Below are 17,631 nucleotides of genomic sequence, written 5' to 3'. Positions count from 1 at the left end.
CCCCTGCCACCACGACGATCAGCCGACATGGCAGGTCACCGTCTGAAGCCCAACAGAACGTTGCCTTCGGTCGACAGATAGTTGTTTGCGTAATCGAACCGCGGCGTGTCGGAGAACAGCAGATAGTAATATTTCATCTGTTCGGACCACCAGTAGCCGGGGCAATGATCCGCCTGAAGCATCGGTCGCGCAGTCACATCGGCGATATCGGTATAGCCATAGGCCGCCCTGTTCCACCGCTTCATGGCGAGGAAGTGCGTGCGGCCGATCTCGCGCCAGCGCGGGTTGCGGTCGAGCATCCACAGATTGAAAGCGGCGTCCGCCAGCTCCGGCCGCAGCGCGTTGCCGCGTTGCGTTGGCTGTGCCGCCGCATAGTCGTACCCTTCCGGCAGGACACCGTAGCGGTCCTGCACCTTGGCCCAGCTTTCCACGTAAGCGGCGCCGATCCTCGCCGATCCGCCCTGTGCGAGCAGGCCGCCGTAAAAGGCGGCAAGCTCGTCCTGTTCCGCGCTGACGACCTGCCCCGTCTCGAAATCGACGTCGGCGAACCACAGGCTGCCGTCACGCCAAACCTGCTGGTGCTTCAGAATGGCGGCGGTGCAGACATCGTACATGCGCTTGCACTCGGCATCGCCGAACAGCTGCCAGCCGTCCCACAGATATTCGAAGAAGCTATCGCAATAGGAGCCGACCGTCGCACGCCGCGACTGCCACACGCCATCGAGGACGTTGATCTGGGTCGCGACAAGGTCGAGCCTGGAACGGCGGTCGAACACTGCGGTCGCCGCTTTCCTGGCCGTGGCGGCGTAACGCGGATCGCCGGTCAGGCGGCTGAGCGTGCCCCATTCGGGCAGATAGGTGGCGATATCGGCGGGGCTGGTGACAGGCTCGCGCACGGCCCCGGTCTTCAGGTTGACGAAGCGATACGGCATACCGGTCGGCGTGGCGAACGCCGGCAGCAGCCGATCGGCGAGATCGCGCGCCTTGGCGAGCAGCACCGCATCGCCGCAAGCGTGATGCGCCGACAACAGGCCACCGATCAGCCGGATCGAGGTTTCGAACACCGACACCTCGCCGTCTACCGCAAAGTCGAGATCGGCCTTGACCCACGCGACCCCATCCTCGAACCGGCTATCGAGCCCCATCACCCACAAGGTATCGAGCGCCTCGACCAGGCTGAGCCCGAGATGATGCGTCTTGAGCGGAAAGCTGGAGAACGTGCCGCTGACCGGCTTGATCTCGTCCTTACCCCAGGCGTGCGCTTTGTACTGATCCCATGCCCACGCCATCTGCGCCTTCACGTCCTGCGCCAGCGCTTGCCAGTCGATCGCATCCGCGCCGCGCGCCGCGCCGCATGCTACCATGCCGCTCGCGGCGATCGACCCCGCCATTATCTCGCGTCTGCTCATCCGCATCAAAGCACCTCCCTCGCTTGCGCTGCCGCACGGATCGCGCGCGGGCGCACTTCGGACCGGAATGTTCCGTACAACGCAACCAATGTGCTTATCATGCTTTACAGTATCGTGTGTCAGGCTAGAGAGCCGCGCCGTCAACGCCCGAGATGCTGGAGCCCAGTCGATGTTGATCCGAGCCGGATATGACCTGACGTTCGCTGCCGACATGCCGACGCCGATGGTCGCGATGCTCAACCTCCACCCCTCGCGCCGCGCAGACCTCAGGACCGAACACCGCATCGTTGCTGATCGCCCGGTGGCGATGGAGGATTTCATCGACGGCTTTGGCAACGTCTGCACGAGGCTGGTCGTACCGGTCGGCGGGATCACCCTGTCGTGTGATTTCGTCATCGAGGATTGCGGAGAACCCGACCGCCAGTCGCCACAGGCCGATCAGCATACACCCGACTTGCTGCCTCCCGAAGTGCTGCCATTCCTTCTCGGTAGCCGCTATTGCGATACCGACCGGCTCTCGGATACCGCCTGGTACCTGTTCGGCGGGATCGAACCCGGCTGGGCGCGCGTGCAGGCGATCGTCGACTATACCCATGCCCAGCTTACCTACGGGTATCAATATGCGCGTGCGACCCGCACCGCCTGGGAAGCCAATGGCGAGCGCGTCGGCGTGTGTCGCGACTTCGCTCATCTTGCGGTGGCGCTGTGCCGGTGCATGAACATCCCGGCACGCTATTGCAGCGGCTACCTTGGTGACATCGGCATCCCACCAGTCGACATCGCGATGGATTTCCACGCATGGTTCGAGGTGTATCTTGATGGCGCATGGCACAGTTTCGACGCCCGGCACCGGGTCCCCCGTATCGGGCGCATCCTGATGGCGTGTGGGCGAGACGCGGCCGATGTGGCGCTCACCACCGCGTTCGGTCCGGCGTGGCTGACTGGCTTTCACGTCCACACCGACGAGATCAAAGAGCCGGCAACCAAAAGCGGTACGCTGCCCCTGGCGGCTTAGGACCGTGCGCGGCGGGCCGCCCCGATCGCATCGCGCGGCACGTAAGTGACAGTGACAATTTGCCCGGCTGCATACGCGATCGCGCTGTGCGGTCGTAGTCTGCCGCCCAATCTCATCGCGTGTCCAAGACCTGCAGCACAGTGTCCTGAAAGCGGGCGGGCGCCTCGACCTGTGGCGCATGACCGAGCCCCGCCAGCCGGATCAATCGGGCATTCGGAAAGCGCTTCACCGCCATCTCAGCGGCTTGAGGAACCGTAAGGATCTGGTCGCGCCTGTCCGCAGGTGCGCTGGACGCGCGGAACGCGGTCTTGTCTGCCTGACCGATGATGAGTGTCGTTGGCACGGTAATGCGCGGGATTTCGGCAGCAACCGGCTGGGTCTCGATCATTTCGGACAGGCGTGCCTGCGCGGTCCGCACCGTATCGCCATGCGGGCTCGCATATTGGCCGGCGAGCATCATCACCCAGCGATCGTACCGCGTCTGCCATGTCCCGTGATAGTAATTGCGCATCTGATACGCCTTGATCGAGGCCGCATCCGTCTTTGCTTCCTCCGCCAACAGCGCGCCGAGTGGTGCATATGGCACGCCTTCGGTCAGCGTATCGTTAAGCCCGAGGGGATTGACCAACACCAGCGACGCGACCTCTTTCGGATACAGCAGAGCATAGCGCATCGCGATCAACCCGCCCGTGCTATGCCCGACCAGAACCGGTCGTACCACACCGATACTGTCGAGCAGGTCCCTTGTCAGCGTTGCCAGCCCGGCGATGGTGTACTGGAACCCGCCCGGCTTGGATGACTTGCAGAAGCCCACCTGATCGGGCGCGATCACGCGGTAGCCCCGCGCTGCCAAGGCGCGTGCGGTATCGCCCCATGTGGCTGCGCAGAAGTTCTTGCCGTGCAGCAGCACGGCCACGCGCCCGTTTGCGGTGGTGGTTGGTGCAATGTCGAGATACGCCATACGAACCGGCACATCGGGCGAGCGGCTCTCGAACCATTTCACCGGATAGGGATAGTCGAAACGTTGAAGGTCAGCGCCAAGCGGCTGTGTCTGCGCGGTGGCTGGCAACGGCGCGAGGCCGAACATGATCGGCGCGAGAATGTATCGAATTTTGGCCATCTGGCTACATCGCACGACCGGGCCGAACGATCCGCCTGTGCGTCACTCTCATCAGTTACGTCATGCGCGATCCCGCGTGCGTACTGAACCGTTCGCGCCAGCGATGCGCGGCGCCGTTCGTTCGCACGCCTGTACGTGGCCGCCTTTCGACTGGCACTGCAAACCTCCCGATCATAGAGTGTGCGCATGGTACAGCATCACGACGTGCAGGCGCTCACCATTTCCGGTCTGGCGCGCCGGGGCGATGTCGGCGTGGAAACGGTGCGCTACTATCAGCGGCGCGGTCTCCTGCAAACGCCCGAGCGCTCCGGTGTTGCGGGGCTTGGCGGGGGTATACGCCGGTACGGCGACGAGGACGTACGCCGCTTGCGTTTTATCCGCGCAGCACAGGCTGCGGGGTTTACACTGGAACAGATCGGCGAGTTGATGGCGCTCGATGCCACCGATGACCGGGCGCGAGCGCGCGAGCTTGCCCGCGAACGGATCGCCGCTCTCGACGCCAGGATCGACGAACTGGAGAAATCCCGTGCTTCACTGAAGCGTCTCGCTTCGGAATGCGCCAGCAGTTCGGCCGGTCCCTGTCCGATCCTGACGTCCTTTGAGACGCCCTGAGACCTGAGTTCTTCTCGCCGCCGGCATTACCAATTCAACAACGACATTTGCCCGATCGCGCCAGCTTCCGTTTGCTGCTTTGGCGCACAAGCCATTCATTTGCCGCTCGAGCAGATCAACGGTGTCGACAACACGTCCAACAACCATCCGGCTATTGGCAAGGCATTTTACCGCAATCGGCCTGACCGGCCGGTTGACAATCCGAGATTGATTTAGGTAGGTAGCGCTAACAGACTAAAGGGCAGAACGGGCGTGCGGAGCAGACAGAGCGGCTGACCGTCTCAGTTATTGAAAGCGTCACGGTGAATGCCTTCCCATGGGGGGCGCATTCACCCGCTCGCTATCCGAAGACGCACCTTAGTACCAAGTATCCAGCGCACTGATCGACAATACGTCGGCGACCCAGGGAGAGAAGAATGACCTCGCATTCGTCACGGCAGAACAAGAAGCGTATCGCTCTATGCTGCGCGACCGCTTTTGCCGGACTGTATAGCTCAGCCGTGTACGCTCAAAGCGCTACTCCGCAGACGCAGGTCACCGATCCGCAGACCACGAACCTGCCTACCGTAGCGGATCAGGCTGCTGACGCGACTGCCCCCGATATCGTCGTGACCGGCTATCGCTCGAGCCTTGCGAAATCGACGAATGCAAAGCGCGAGTCGACCGGCTTTACCGATTCGATCTTTGCCGAAGATATCGGCAAGTTTCCCGACACCAACATCGCGGAATCATTCAACCGCATCCCCGGCATCACCATCACGCGTGACATCACCGGCGAGGGCGTGAACGTCGCCATCCGTGGCCTCGGCTCGAACTTCACCAACGTCACGCTGAACGGCGCGCCCATCGCTGTCGCCTCCTCCGGTGCGACCGACGCGCAGGGCACCGATCGCTCGGTCGATCTGAGCTTCTTCCCGACCGACTTGTTCACCAAGTTGACCGTCAACAAGAGCTACACCGCCGACCTTCTCGAAGGTGGCGCTGCCGGTAACGTCGATCTGCGGTCAGCGCGCCCGTTCGACAATTCCAAATCCTATGTCGCCTACAATATTCAAGGTTCGAACCAGAGCCCGGATGATCGTATCGGCGTGCGCGGCTCGATGATTGGAAGCTGGCACAACGACACGATCGGCATCCTCGCCGGCGTGTCGGGCCAGCGCTTGCTCACCGACACGCGTGGCTTTGAAACGATCGGCTATACCAACCCCGCGCTTACTGCGGCGCAATGCGGTGCGGCGACGGGCTGCAACACTACGGGGGGCGGCAACTGGACGATCCCGGCGGTGGTTCCGGTCGGTGCGGGCGCCGGCTTAGTCGCAGGCACGCCGATCGACCAGGCATTCCTGCTCGCGCACAATCCGGGCGCTACGATCCAGCAGATCGACAACGCGCTGCTGCCGCGTCTCGGCCGCACCTCGGACGAGCGCGGATCGCGCGATCGCATCAACGCAATTGTCAGCGCCGAGTGGCGGCCGACCGACACGTTGCGTTTCTATGTCGATGGCCTGTACGGCTATAAGCACAACAACCTGATCCGCGAGGATATGGCGTGGATCGTCCGTAACAGCGCGATCATCCCCACCAACCTGACGTTCGACAAGACCGACTGCAGCGCCGGATGCAGCGTGACCGGCGGCACCTTTGCCAACGCACAATTCTTCGACGAATTCCGCCCCTACATCGAAACCACGAAGCTAGTCAGCGTCAACCCTGGCGGCGCATGGGAAATTTCGGACACGCTGAAGCTGAACCTGCAGGGCAACTATTCGCGCTCCACGTTCCACCGCGAGAGCCCGACCGTTGGTGCCACCACCCCGCTCGGCGTCGGCAACACCGTCACTTATGCCAACACGGGTGACGGCGCACCGACGATTCAGAGCGGGCTGGACCTCAACGATCCGAACAACTTCGGGTGGTACGCCGGCAGCCGGCTCAATCTTCAGGATGAGCGCCGCGTCAACAAGACCAAGGGCTTCCGGGGCGATTTGACCTGGGGCGGCACCAAGCTGAACCTGAAGGTCGGCGGCGCTTTCGACGACGTCTCGCGGATGATCCAGGGCTATGACAACAGCCAGGCCTGGCAGAACGCGGCGTGCGGCAACAATCCCAGCGTCTTCGTACCCTCGCCGAACACGCAGCCGCCGTGTGCAGGGCTGAATGCACCCGGCGCCGCCCCGGCCGGCTATCCAGCCTATCCGGGGTACGGAACCGGTTCGACCGCAGGCATGACCGGTCCGGTGACCTACGGCGGTTCGCTGGTGCCAAATTCCGCCTTCCCGAGCTATCTGTCGCCCGGTCCGGCCGGCTTCGTGACGGTTAACTTCCCGGCGTTTGCCAATGCGACCAATTACAAGTCGTTCCACGACACGGCGCCAGCCAACGGCGCATCGAACACCAGCGCGATGAGTGGCCAGATCCGCGAAGTCGTGAAGTCGGCATTCGCCACCCTGAACGGCGCGCAGGAACTCGGCGAAGGCACGGTACGGTTCAACGTCGGCCTACGCTACGTCGACACGATCCAGCTCATCACCGGCACGACCTCGCTGCCCGACCCACGCAACACCAACGCCGCCGGTGTGATGTTGCCCGATGGCAGCCGGTATCCCAACCTGACCGGATCGGTGACCACCCGCAATCACTACACCAACTGGCTGCCGGCTGCGACGTTCGCCTATGATCTGGGCGAGCATGCGGTGGTGCGCGTCGCAGGATCGCGCACCATGACGCGGCCCGACCCTTCGGCGCAGCTGCCCGGCGTGTCGTTCCCCGCACCATCGGCGGATCAGGCGTCAATCGGCAACCCGGCGTTGAAACCGTATTTGTCGACCAACCTCGATCTCGGTTTCGAATATTACACCGGCCGCGAGGGCGTGATCAGCGTCAACGCGTTCCGCAAGTCGATCAACGGGTTCACCACCACCAACATCACGACGGTGCCGTTCACCGATCTCGCACAGTACGGCATCACCTACGATACGCTGAACCCGACGCAGCAGATCGCGCTGAACTCGCGTGGCGGTCCGACCGCGGCGCAGGTGCAGATCACCTCGCAGATCAACGTGCCCGACAAGCTGACCATCAACGGCCTCGAATTCCAGTGGGTTCAGCCGCTTGATTTCGTGACCAAGCTGATCGGTGTGACCGGCTTCGGCTTCAACGCCAACGCCACGATCGTCGACCAGACCAGCAAGGGCGCAGCGGTGGCGTTCGGCGTCGCGCCGTTCACCTACAACATCACCGGCTATTACGAGAAGCACGGCGTCATGCTGCGCGTTTCCACCACGTCGCGTCGCGGCTCGCAGAGCAGCGGTCTGGCGCAGAACGGCATCCCGGCGGCTGGCCTCTACAACTTCGACTACACGAGCTACGACTTCTCGTCCGCATTCGATCTGGACAAGATCTTCAACATTCCACACGCGCCGCAGTTGACCATCAATCTGTCGAACTTCACCAACGCGACGTTGAAGTCCTACTTCCAGTTCACCAACGACACGTTCACGCAGTACAAGCCCGGGCGCCAGTTGCTCATTGGTCTGCGCGGAACGTTCTAGGCCCGGCCCCCCTCCCCGGTTGGGATCCTCAGGGGCGTTGCTTTGCAGCGCCCCTTTTTTATCGTTAGCGGGTGCGATCGCTACTGTTCTTGACCGCGCGGCAGTGCGGTCGGGCGGGTTCATGAAACACACGCTGGCGGGCAAAGCCGCGCCAAGCGAACGACGTCGGAGAGTGGGATGCGGGCATATTCGATACCGGCTGTGTCACGCCGCACTTTGCTAGCAAGCGCGGGATTGGGAGCGGCCATCGGTGCGCTAGCCACCCCAGCGCTCGCAACGCCCGCTTCAAAGAGTGCCGTCGACCCGCGCACTGCGTTTCACCTGATCGGCGACGGAACGGCCGCGACCGTCTTCGTCGATGCTGGTGCGGACAGCGCCGTGCGGCGGGTCGCGGCGAGCTTCGCCGACGATCTCGGCCGTGTGTGTGGAACCCGCCCGACGCTTATCGAAGGGCATATCGCGGACGTACGCGGTCCGGTGGTGGTGATCGGCGTGCTTGGCCAAAGCGCGATGATCGACCAGTTCGTCCGCGCCGGCCGCATCCAGGCGGCCGACCTGCACGGAGAATGGGAAGCGTTTCGCCAGATCGTCGTCGACAATCCCCTGCCCGGCGTAGCGCGGGCGTTGGTCATCGTCGGCGCCGACCGGCGCGGCGCTGTATTCGGTACCTATGATCTGTCACAGCGTATCGGCGTTTCCCCGTGGCACTGGTTCGCCGACGTGCCGGTGCGCCGCCAGCGCGACATCCTGATCCCGGCGGGTAGCCGGCGCGATCAGCCGAAGGTGAAGTATCGCGGCTTCTTCATCAACGACGAGGATCCGTGCCTCTCCGGCTGGGCGATCAAGAAATTCGGCGGGGTGAATTCCGCCATGTATGCGCATGTGTTCGAACTGCTGCTGCGCATGAAGGGCAACTATCTATGGCCCGCGATGTGGGGCAAGGCGTTCGCGGATGACGATCCCGCCAGCATGGTGCTGGCCGACGCGATGGGCGTGGTGATGGGCAATTCCCACCACGAACCGATGCTGCGCGCGCAGGAGGAGTGGCACCGCCACCAGGATCAGGGGATCACGGGCGGCGCCTGGGACTATACGAAGAACGGCGATCATCTTCGCGCCTTCTGGCGCGGCGGGATCGAACGGATGATGTCGAAGGGCGACGGCAAAGCGTATGAGTCCGTCGTGACGGTCGGCATGCGCGGGGATGGCGATCAGGCAATGGCCGAAGGCACGGCCACCGGGCTGCTCGAGCAGGTCGTGACCGATCAGCGCAGGATCATCGCGGACGTCACCGGCAAGCCCGCCAGCGAAACGCCGCAGGTGTGGGCGCTCTACAAGGAAGTGCAGGACTATTACGATCACGGCATGAAGGTGCCGGACGACGTGACGCTGCTGTTCTCCGACGACAATTGGGGCCAGCTTCGCCGCTTGCCAGACCCTGCAGCGCCGCCGCGCAAGGGCGGCTACGGCATCTATTATCACTTTGATTACGTCGGCGGCCCGCGCAACTACAAATGGATCAACACCAACCAGATCGAGAAGGTCTGGCAGCAGATGGACCTTGCGTATCAGCATAACGTGCGCACGATCTGGATCGTCAATGTCGGCGATATCAAGCCGATGGAATATCCGCTCGGCTTCTTCCTCGCGCAGGCATGGGACCCGGAGGCGATGACGCCACAGGCACTCGCTGATTACCCGCGCGCCTGGGCAGCCGCGACGTTCGGCCCGGAACAGGCCGGCGCGATCGGGGAGATGATCACCGCGTACAGCCAATATACCGCGCGACGCAAACCGGAGCTGATCGACCAGTCCAGCTTCCCACTTGGCGGCGTAACCCCGGCGGGGCTGGATGGCGGCGAGTTCGGCATGATGGTCGCCGAATGGGATGCGCTGGAGGCACGCATGATCGCCGTGCGCGCGCGGCTGTCGGCGGATCAGCGGGACGCCTATTACCAGCTGATCGAATACCCCATCGCGGCGATGGCGAACCTGTACCGGCTGTACTACGGCACCGCCTGGAACCGGCTGCTCGCGTCCAAAAACGATGCTCGCGCCAACTACTTCGCCGACATGGTGGAGACGGCGTTCCGCCGCGACGGCGAACTGGTGCAGCGCTACCACAGCATCAACGGCGGCAAGTGGGATGGCATGATGGCGCAGGTCCACATGAGCTACGTCATCTGGAACGATCCGACGCAGCAGACTATGCCAAGCATCATGCGTGTTGGCGCCGACACGCCAAACGATCGCCGTAGGCTTCAACCGAAATTTGTCGATCGCGTGGGCGCCCCCCCGGGGGTCGTCGCACGCGAGGCCACAGCGTTCAGCCGCGCGCACGATGGCAAGGGGCTCAGGTGGACCCCGATTGCAGATCTCGGACGCACCGGCGGCGGCATGATCGCGCTGCCGCAGGGGCGGGCCGCTACGACGCAGGACGATGCCGTTCACCTCGACTATGACATGGTGATCCAGAAAGCAGGCCCGGCCACGCTGACGCTGTATCTGGCCCCGACCCTAGACACGACAGGTCGCGGCACATCGCGCATCGGCGTATCGATCGATAACGGGCCGGTTCAGGTTCTACAGGTGTCGCTGGAGCCGACCGGTGGCGAGCATAGTTCTGCGGCGACGAAGCGCTGGGCCGACGCGGTGTGCGACAACGTGGTGCGGTTGCCCGCGCAACTGGGTGCGATCGGTACAGGTCGTCACACCGTCTCGGTGTGGCGTCTGGACGACAACGTCGTGCTGCAGAAGCTGGTGCTGGCGACGGTCGCCGAGCCTGAAACGTATCTTGGGGCGGTATAGAGCTGACGTGCGCGATAGAGAGCGGTCGCGCCACGCCACTTTGCGGCGGTGAGAAGAGGCGTTGGTGGGCCCGGCAGGACTCGAACCCGCAACCTAGCCGTTATGAGCGGCCAGCTCTAACCATTGAGCTACAGGCCCCACCTGCGCGGCACCGTTAGCGGAAGCGGAGGCGCGGTGGCAAGGTTCAGCGTGCGTTGGCGATCAGAGCATCGAGCGACGCCGGGCGGACGCCACGTCGGGCCAAGTCGGTCAGCACCGCATGCCACCACCCATGAAAGCGCGCGAGATCGGCCGCGTCGCGCACGTACGGCGTATGACCGGGCGCGAGCGAGGGCGAGTGGAACGCGAAGTTGAGCACCCGCACCCCCTCGCCGACCGCGACGGCTATCGCCTCCAGCGCTTCCGCCAGAGGCATATCTTCGGGCGTGAGCGCGACTCGAGACAACAGCCCGGCACGCGCGAACAAGCCGCGCGCCCTCGGCACCCGGCCGAGCGGCCCGTACAAACGGGCGCCGCCGCTTCGCAGAACACCGGTGAACACCGTCGTAAGCGGCAGCTCGATGATCGTGCGGTCGGGTCCGCAGCGGAACGCGGCGTTGCCGATCGCACTGAAGTCCGGCCCGCCATCCGCCGTGTAGCGGTAACGCGAGCGCATCGAAGTGTCGAGGCGATACCCACGCGCCGCCAGCAGCCCGAGCGTCCCAGGCCCAATGCCGTAACGACCCGCCCGATAGGCGATCGGACGCTGCCCGAACGCCGATGTGATCGCATCGGTCAGGAGGTCGAGCTTTGCCGCCTCGACAGACTGCTGCAGATTGCCGGCATAGCTGTTCGCAGCGCTAAGCACTTCATTGAAGGGTGGGTTAACCCAGGCGTGCAACTGCGTCCCGATCGCCGACACGCCATCGCCAAGCAGTTCGCGCAGGATATCACGTGCCCGCCCGTCGGTCGCGATCGGATAGTCGACCATGTAGGTAAGCGGGACGCCGTGGTCAGCGAACCGGCGGTGCGCCTCCGGGATCGCCGCGACCGAGGCGAGGGTATGACCTTCACGCGCGAGCGGTGCAGCCCAGTCGAACTCTTCCTCGGTATCGATGAAGACGGTGAAGCGCATGCCGAAGTCGGCAGGCCAATCGATCAGGTCGGCGGATTGTGGCGGTTCCGGCCTGAACCCTGATGGCGAGCGAGCAGGCGCCACGGATTAGTTGAAAGAAGCCTGTCCCATCCCCGCAGTAACGGCGGCAGGCAGCCGCAAAGTCAAGGCCGTGTCGCCAAGCATAAGCGCACCGCCGAGTTCACTTGCCAGATTGCGCGCAAGGCGCAGGGCGAACCCGGTGCCAAGCAACGGCGCACCGGCCTGCTCTGCCGCATGTTCCGCGTCGATCTGGAGCAGCGCCTCGGCGGTATAAGCGGCGAGCGACTGTGGCCGATCGAACATGATCACCACCTGCGCATCCTCGCGCACGGCTGCAACGACGATCCGCTCGCCCGCCTGTGCCGAAGCAACCAGCGTGGCGAGCAAGCGTCCGATCAGCCGTTCGACCGCGCGATCATCACCGGAGACCACCGCGTCGGGGGCCGCCCGACACTCGATCACCGCCGAGCGCAGCCCTGCAAGTGGGCCGAGATCACCGGCGATGCGCGCCAGCAAGGGCGCAAGCACCACCACGTCCGGACGTAGATCAAGCGCGCGCGAATCAATCCGCGCAGCCATGTCGATATCATCTATCGCGCCGAGCAGCGCGTGAACCTGCTCACGGATCATCCCGGCCCGCCCGCGATAGGTTTGCGGAACCGGACCGAGCATTTCGGATTCGATCATCTCGGCAAAGCCCGCAATTGCGTTGGCGGGCGTGCGCAGTTCGTGGACGAGCTGGCGCAAAGCATCCGACCCGGCACTACGGCGATCGCGCGCGATCTCCGCGCTTTCCTCCGCGCGCGGGCGGCGGCCGGTGCCGCGATAGCCGGTGAAGCGGCCGCTTGCCCGGTCGAACATCGGGGCGCCGCCAATCCGCCAATGGCCGGCCGCGTCGGACGTTCCCACGATAACGAGACGTGCGTTAGCGAAGCCGGACCGGCGCCGGAACGCACCGGAGGCGACGCCGTCCACGGCCGCATCCTCACCCGCGGCAGCCAGCGACAGCCCGATCAGTGCCGCACGGGATGCACCCTCGACCCAGCGGATCAGGCCGCGGGCATCGGTTTCGAACTGGAAGCCGCGCGACTCCTGCGGTTCGGCCGGAAGCAGTTCCGCCTGAAGCTGCGGCCCCTGTTCGTCCCGCTCGCGATGAAAGGCGTCGAGCCGTGCGACAATTTCAGCGATCTGGAAGCTGCCATCTGCCGGTGGCGGCGTTGCCGGGTCGGTTGTGCTTTGCCGCAGCGCTTCCGCCACGACCGGCAAGCCATTGGCGATGCTGGCGATCGAAGCGAAAGACGATTCCGGCGCGACGACCGTCTCGACAGGCGCCGGCGCGACCGGTCGCAGGAAGCGTACTGATGCTGCCTTGCGTACCGCCTCAGGCGACGCCTGGAGTACGAAGTCGACGCTGCCGAACGCCTCCAGCGCGCGCTCCACGCCGGTCGGCAAATCGCGACGGTGACGCAGGACGGATCGACCGACCGCCGACAGGTTTGGGAGCAGAGCGATCCAGTCGCGTTCGGCGATCCGCGCGCTGCGCAACACGGGGGCCGCGATGACCGAGTCGTCTTCTGCGAACAGCCTAACCACTTCGACCGGCGGATCGGCGTAAGCGAGCGCACGGGCGCTGGCGGCCCTGACGGCAAGCGGCACGTGCGGGCGAAGCGCCCGCAAGCGCGCGATGGTCGCGGGGTCCGCCTTTGCCCGGCGCCGTCCGAGAAGATCGACCAATTGCCGCCATGTCGACTGCGCGCCGAAAGGAGTCGACACGTCGGCCGAAAGCACCGTTTCGAGACTGTCGTCGAACCGCAAAGCAACCATCCTCGAGCCCCTGGCCGCGCGAACCGCCGCACCGTAACCAATTCTTAACCTGATACGCGCGTTGGCGGAATAGCCGATTTTCGGGCGTAACATTGTGGGACAATTGCGTTCCCTCGCAATTATCTTATGCTAAAGACCTCTTCGACTATGGAAATAAATCTACCCTTTTGGAGCGGTCTGTAATGGCGTTTGACGTAATCGACCGGCGCATTCTCGAGTTGCTACAGCGTGACGGCCGGATGACCAACGTTGAACTTGCCGAACGTGTCGGTCTGACTGCCCCGCCCTGCCTGCGCCGCGTGCGGGCGCTGGAGGAAGCTGGCGCGATCAAAGGCTATCACGCGGATCTGGATGCGGCAACGCTCGGCTATCCCATCACCGTGTTTGCGATGGTCAGCCTGCGCAGCCAGGCCGAGCAGGATCTTGCCGCGTTCGAAGCGCATGTCGCGACGATTCCGGAAGTGCGCGAGTGCCACATGCTGAACGGCGAGATCGACTTCATTCTGAAAATTGTCGCAAGTGATCTGAAGGGCTTTCAGGACATCCTGATGACGCAGCTGACGCCCGCGCCGAACGTCGCCAGCGTCAAAACGTCGCTGACGATCCGCACCGCAAAGTCACTGCCGGGCATACCCGTGCGTGTAGAATAACTGGCCCGCGGCGTAGCTGGTGACTGGCGCCCTGCCGCGTCGGGCAAAAGAAAGGCCGGGCGGCACGCCTGCCACCCGGCCTCTCGCTCAGCGATTGCTTATGCCGCGACGGGCGGCGAGGCGAGCCATGTGACCCACAGCTTCGCAATGTCGGAGTTGGGTGACGTCGTCACCTTCATCAGCGTCGCCTTGGCATTTTCCTTGTCACCACCCAGCGCCTGCGCGATGCCGAGGTGCAGGTTCAGGCGATCCATGTCCGCCACACCCTTCGTCGCGGCAAGCGTGTAGAGCTGCGCGGCCTTCGCGTAGTTGCGCTCACCAAGGTATGCGTCACCAGCCTGCGAGGCGAGATCGCCCTTGGCAGCCGCGGCGGCAGCCTTTTCCTGCGCGGCGAGCGGCTTGTCCGAGGCGATCGACTCGCTGGCCTGCTTGGCGATGTCCGTCGCGGTTGCATTACCGGCTGGGATGATCTTCGAATCGAAGCCTTCCTTGATGACCGCCTTGGCTTCGGTCGGCAGACCGATCTTGTTCGACGCGTCGGCGTAGTCGATATATTCCTTCGCGCCGGCAAGCGAGTTGGTCACGCGCATCAGGCGGTATAGATCGATCCGGTTACGATCGTTCATGCGGGTGGCACCTGGGCCCGAGAAGCCGAACGTGTAGATCACCGTCCGCCAGTTTTCCTTGGTGCCGTAGTCGGCAAGCCACATCTGCGTCCAGGTGTTGGTCTGCTCCGGCAGATTGGCCTTGATCGCGTGCGACACGGCATATTTGTACCAATCCTGCGGCGGCTTGCGGCCAGCCGCCTGCTCGGCCTTCACAGCCGTGCCGAGTTCGGCGATACCGCCGGCGACGTCACCCGCTTCGACCTTCGCGCGCGCGAGGTTCAGTGCCAGATCGTCCTTGTTGTAGCCGAGGCTGCGTGCCGAGGCGAAGAGCGTCGCGGCCTTGGCATAGTCCTTGTTGTTGTAGGCGATCGTGCCGCGAATGTAGGTGAACTGCGCCTTTTCCGCCTGCGGCGTGATCGAGTTGGCGATCAGCGCGTTGAGCGGATCGGCGAGCACCATGTCGTTACGCTGGTTCTCCGGCATCGCCTGCATCTTGTTGTTGAGCACCTGCAGGCGCATCTTGGCGATAATATAACGGTCCGATTCGTTCTTCGCGGCGGCATCGGCCTCGGTCAGCTTCGCTTCGGCGGTCGCGAGATCGGGCGGCGTTGCGGCGAGCGCGGTCTGCACCGCCATCAGCGACGGACGCGCCTCGTTCGACAGGTTCTTTGGGTTGAAGCCTTCGGCCGGCGCGGGTTCCACGGGCTCTTTCTTCTTCGCACCGGCGGGAAGCGCGATCACCGTGCTGCCAAGGCCGAGCATGAGCGCCCCGGCAATCGCAATCCTCGAAACACCCTGCATCTAAAATTCTCCTAAAGTGCGGCATAAGCCGATCGCCGCGCCGCTCTACCATAGCCTTCGTCGCGTTCAAGCGACCGCGCGTATCCCGGCATCTGGCCGGTGCGGGCTGAACAACGGTTGAACTCGCGCGCGGCTCCCTTTGACGCTTCGCGCGTGCACCGCTACCCGCTCGAGCCATGATCGCCCTGCTCTCCCCCGCCAAGACGCTCGATTACGACAGCGTGATTCCCGACCTCAAGCCGACACGTCCGCGCTTCGCGGAGGAGGCCGGCATGCTCGCCGCCGCCGCGTCACGGCTTAGCCAGAAGAAGCTGGCGGAGCTGATGCACATCTCTCCCAAACTCGCCAAGCTGAACGCCGATCGTTTCGCCGCGTTCGAGAGCAACCCGGAGCGGCCGGCGCTGTTCGCCTTCGCCGGCGACGTTTATACTGGGCTGGAGGCGAAGACGCTCGACGAACCGGCGATCCACTTCGCGCAGGATCATGTTCGAATGCTGTCCGGCCTGTACGGGCTGCTGCGCCCGCTCGACCTGATGAAGCCGTACCGCCTCGAGATGGGCACGCGCTGGGCACCGCGTCGCAAGAGCCTGGTCGATTGGTGGGGCGACCGCGTCGCGGCGCTGGTCCGCGCGGATGTCGCGGCGGAAGGATCGGGCGTGGTGCTCAACCTCGCCAGCCAGGAATATTACGCAGCCGTCGACGGGCGGCTCGGCGACATCCGCGTGATCGACGTGGATTTTCGTGAGCCCGGCCCGGATGGCCCGCGTTTCGTCAGCTTTCACGCCAAACGCGCGCGCGGCCTGGTCGCGCGCTGGCTGTGCGAGCATCGCATCACCAAGGTGGAAGACATGAAGGGCTTCGACAGCGACGGGTACCGGTTCGATCCTGACGAGAGCGACGACAACCGCTGGCGGTTCTTGCGGTCGTGAGCAGCGCGGTCGTCATCGGTGCCTCGGGCGGGATCGGCGCGGCGCTGGTGCGCGCGCTGGAGGACGAGGGCACGTTCGACGTGGTGCACGGCTTTGCGCGTGCCTTCGAGGGCGCGTATCATCTCGATCTGGAAGACGAGGCGAGCATCGCCGCCGCTGCCGCCACCGTCGCGAAGGGGCCGGCGCCGACGCTGATCCTCGTCGCCACGGGCCTGCTGCACGACGATACGCATGGCCCGGAAAAGGCGCTGGGCGATCTCGACCCGGCATGGCTGGCGCGCAACTTCGCGATCAACGCGATCGGCCCGGCGATCGTCGCCAAACATTTCCTGCCGCTGCTGCCGCAGGGAGGGCGCGCGCTGTTCGGCGTGTTGTCGGCTCGAGTGGGGAGCATCACCGACAACCGGCTCGGCGGATGGTACGGCTATCGCGCGTCCAAGGCGGCGCTCAACATGCTGGTGCGCACCATCGCCATCGAGGAGAAGCGTCGCAATCCCCGCGCGATCGTGGTGGCGTTGCACCCCGGCACGGTCGACACCGCGCTGTCCAAGCCGTTTCAGGGTAACGTGGCAGCCGGGCATCTGTTCGACACGGATCGCGCGGCGGTGCAGTTGCTCGACGTGATCGACGGCATCAAGGTGCCCGATACGGGCAAGCACTTCGCCTGGGACGGCGCCGAAATCGCTCCATGACACAAACGTCATTTGCGGTTCGGCATATCCGGAGCAGAATAGGCCCAGACCGGGCCTGAGGCGTGCATCCACGTCGACCCGCGTCGGAGGAGACCTGATATGAAGATTCTCACCCCGCTGTTCGCCGTCGCCGCGCTGGTCGGCAGCCAGGCCGCCATCGCCGCACCCACCGGCCAGATGACCGCCACGAAGACCACCGTCACCACCGCCAAGCCGATGGCGACGACGAACAAGACCACCGTGGCCAAGACCACGAAGATGACCAAGGCCACCAAGACCACTGGCGGCCGCATGGTCACCACCAAGACGGCAAGCGGCAAGACTATCACCTACGATTGCTCGAAGGCCGGCAACGCCAGCAAGAAGGCGTGCAAGTAAGCGCCGTACTTTTTTCCTGACGTACCCGGCACAGCGCTGGATCCAGTCACGGAGCGCGCGTCCCGAGACGTCGCGTTCCGTGACGTTACCCGCCGCAAC

The 17,631-nt window shown here is 64.3% G+C and carries 13 protein-coding genes and 1 tRNA gene; 8 read left to right on the top strand and 6 right to left on the bottom strand.

What is annotated here, in order from left to right; all coding sequences use genetic code 11:
• Positions 1-35: 35 nt before the first annotated feature.
• Entirely contained in the window at positions 36-1,415 is a 1,380-nt protein-coding gene (locus L8F97_RS01210) for a glycoside hydrolase family 47 protein (RefSeq protein WP_242146176.1), read from the bottom strand.
• A 163-nt stretch (positions 1,416-1,578) separates the two neighbouring features.
• Here L8F97_RS01210 and L8F97_RS01205 point away from each other — a divergent pair, with 163 nt between their 5' ends.
• Positions 1,579-2,424: a transglutaminase-like domain-containing protein gene (locus L8F97_RS01205; protein WP_242146175.1), complete on the top strand. Its 846-nt coding sequence runs from the start codon at positions 1,579-1,581 to the stop codon at positions 2,422-2,424.
• A 112-nt stretch (positions 2,425-2,536) separates the two neighbouring features.
• On the opposite strand, the gene L8F97_RS01200 is transcribed toward L8F97_RS01205, so the two are convergent.
• Positions 2,537-3,544 (bottom strand): alpha/beta fold hydrolase, encoded by a 1,008-nt coding sequence (locus tag L8F97_RS01200; protein WP_242146174.1) that lies wholly within the window; start codon positions 3,542-3,544, stop codon positions 2,537-2,539.
• A 186-nt stretch (positions 3,545-3,730) separates the two neighbouring features.
• Between L8F97_RS01200 and L8F97_RS01195 the strand changes: the two genes are divergently transcribed.
• The 3 genes from L8F97_RS01195 (at position 3,731) to L8F97_RS01185 (ending at position 10,515) form a co-directional block, all read left to right on the top strand.
• Complete coding sequence (locus tag L8F97_RS01195; protein ID WP_242146173.1) at positions 3,731-4,156, top strand: MerR family transcriptional regulator; 426 nt, start codon at positions 3,731-3,733, stop codon at positions 4,154-4,156.
• Positions 4,157-4,572: 416 nt separating this feature from the next.
• Positions 4,573-7,707, top strand: a complete 3,135-nt coding sequence (locus L8F97_RS01190) for a TonB-dependent receptor (RefSeq protein WP_242146172.1) — start codon at positions 4,573-4,575, stop codon at positions 7,705-7,707.
• Between the two features lie 234 nt (positions 7,708-7,941).
• Positions 7,942-10,515 (top strand): glycosyl hydrolase 115 family protein, encoded by a 2,574-nt coding sequence (locus L8F97_RS01185; protein WP_242146171.1) that lies wholly within the window; start codon positions 7,942-7,944, stop codon positions 10,513-10,515.
• Positions 10,516-10,577: 62 nt separating this feature from the next.
• On the opposite strand, the gene L8F97_RS01180 is transcribed toward L8F97_RS01185, so the two are convergent.
• From L8F97_RS01180 to L8F97_RS01170, 3 genes are all read right to left on the bottom strand, one after another.
• Positions 10,578-10,653: transfer RNA gene (locus L8F97_RS01180), tRNA-Ile, on the bottom strand.
• Positions 10,654-10,699: 46 nt separating this feature from the next.
• Entirely contained in the window at positions 10,700-11,629 is a 930-nt protein-coding gene (locus L8F97_RS01175; RefSeq protein WP_242146170.1) for a polysaccharide deacetylase family protein, read from the bottom strand.
• 87 nt (positions 11,630-11,716) lie between these two features.
• Positions 11,717-13,474 carry a sensor histidine kinase gene (locus L8F97_RS01170; protein WP_242146169.1) on the bottom strand — a complete coding sequence of 586 codons (1,758 nt, stop codon included), beginning with the start codon at positions 13,472-13,474 and terminating at the stop codon, positions 11,717-11,719.
• Positions 13,475-13,656: 182 nt separating this feature from the next.
• Between L8F97_RS01170 and L8F97_RS01165 the strand changes: the two genes are divergently transcribed.
• Positions 13,657-14,124: an Lrp/AsnC family transcriptional regulator gene (locus L8F97_RS01165; RefSeq protein ID WP_242147073.1), complete on the top strand. Its 468-nt coding sequence runs from the start codon at positions 13,657-13,659 to the stop codon at positions 14,122-14,124.
• A gap of 98 nt (positions 14,125-14,222) precedes the next feature.
• Here the strand turns inward: L8F97_RS01165 and L8F97_RS01160 are convergent, their stop codons facing one another.
• Complete coding sequence (locus L8F97_RS01160; RefSeq protein WP_242146168.1) at positions 14,223-15,533, bottom strand: hypothetical protein; 1,311 nt, start codon at positions 15,531-15,533, stop codon at positions 14,223-14,225.
• Positions 15,534-15,709: 176 nt separating this feature from the next.
• Between L8F97_RS01160 and yaaA the strand changes: the two genes are divergently transcribed.
• From yaaA to L8F97_RS01145, 3 genes are all read left to right on the top strand, one after another.
• Positions 15,710-16,462 (top strand): peroxide stress protein YaaA, encoded by a 753-nt coding sequence (yaaA, locus tag L8F97_RS01155; protein ID WP_242146167.1) that lies wholly within the window; start codon positions 15,710-15,712, stop codon positions 16,460-16,462.
• Entirely contained in the window at positions 16,459-17,154 is a 696-nt protein-coding gene (locus L8F97_RS01150) for an SDR family NAD(P)-dependent oxidoreductase (RefSeq protein WP_242146166.1), read from the top strand. The genes yaaA and L8F97_RS01150 overlap by 4 nt, the downstream gene beginning before the upstream one ends.
• A gap of 99 nt (positions 17,155-17,253) precedes the next feature.
• Positions 17,254-17,532, top strand: a complete 279-nt coding sequence (locus tag L8F97_RS01145) for a hypothetical protein (RefSeq protein ID WP_242146165.1) — start codon at positions 17,254-17,256, stop codon at positions 17,530-17,532.
• Positions 17,533-17,631 lie beyond the last annotated feature (99 nt).

Origin of the sequence: Sphingomonas sp. BAUL-RG-20F-R05-02, from assembly GCF_022662305.1 — a bacterium.
GTDB lineage: Bacteria > Pseudomonadota > Alphaproteobacteria > Sphingomonadales > Sphingomonadaceae > Sphingomonas.
Note: the sequence above shows the minus strand (reverse complement) of the source record. Positions and strands in the feature narration are given on the sequence as shown.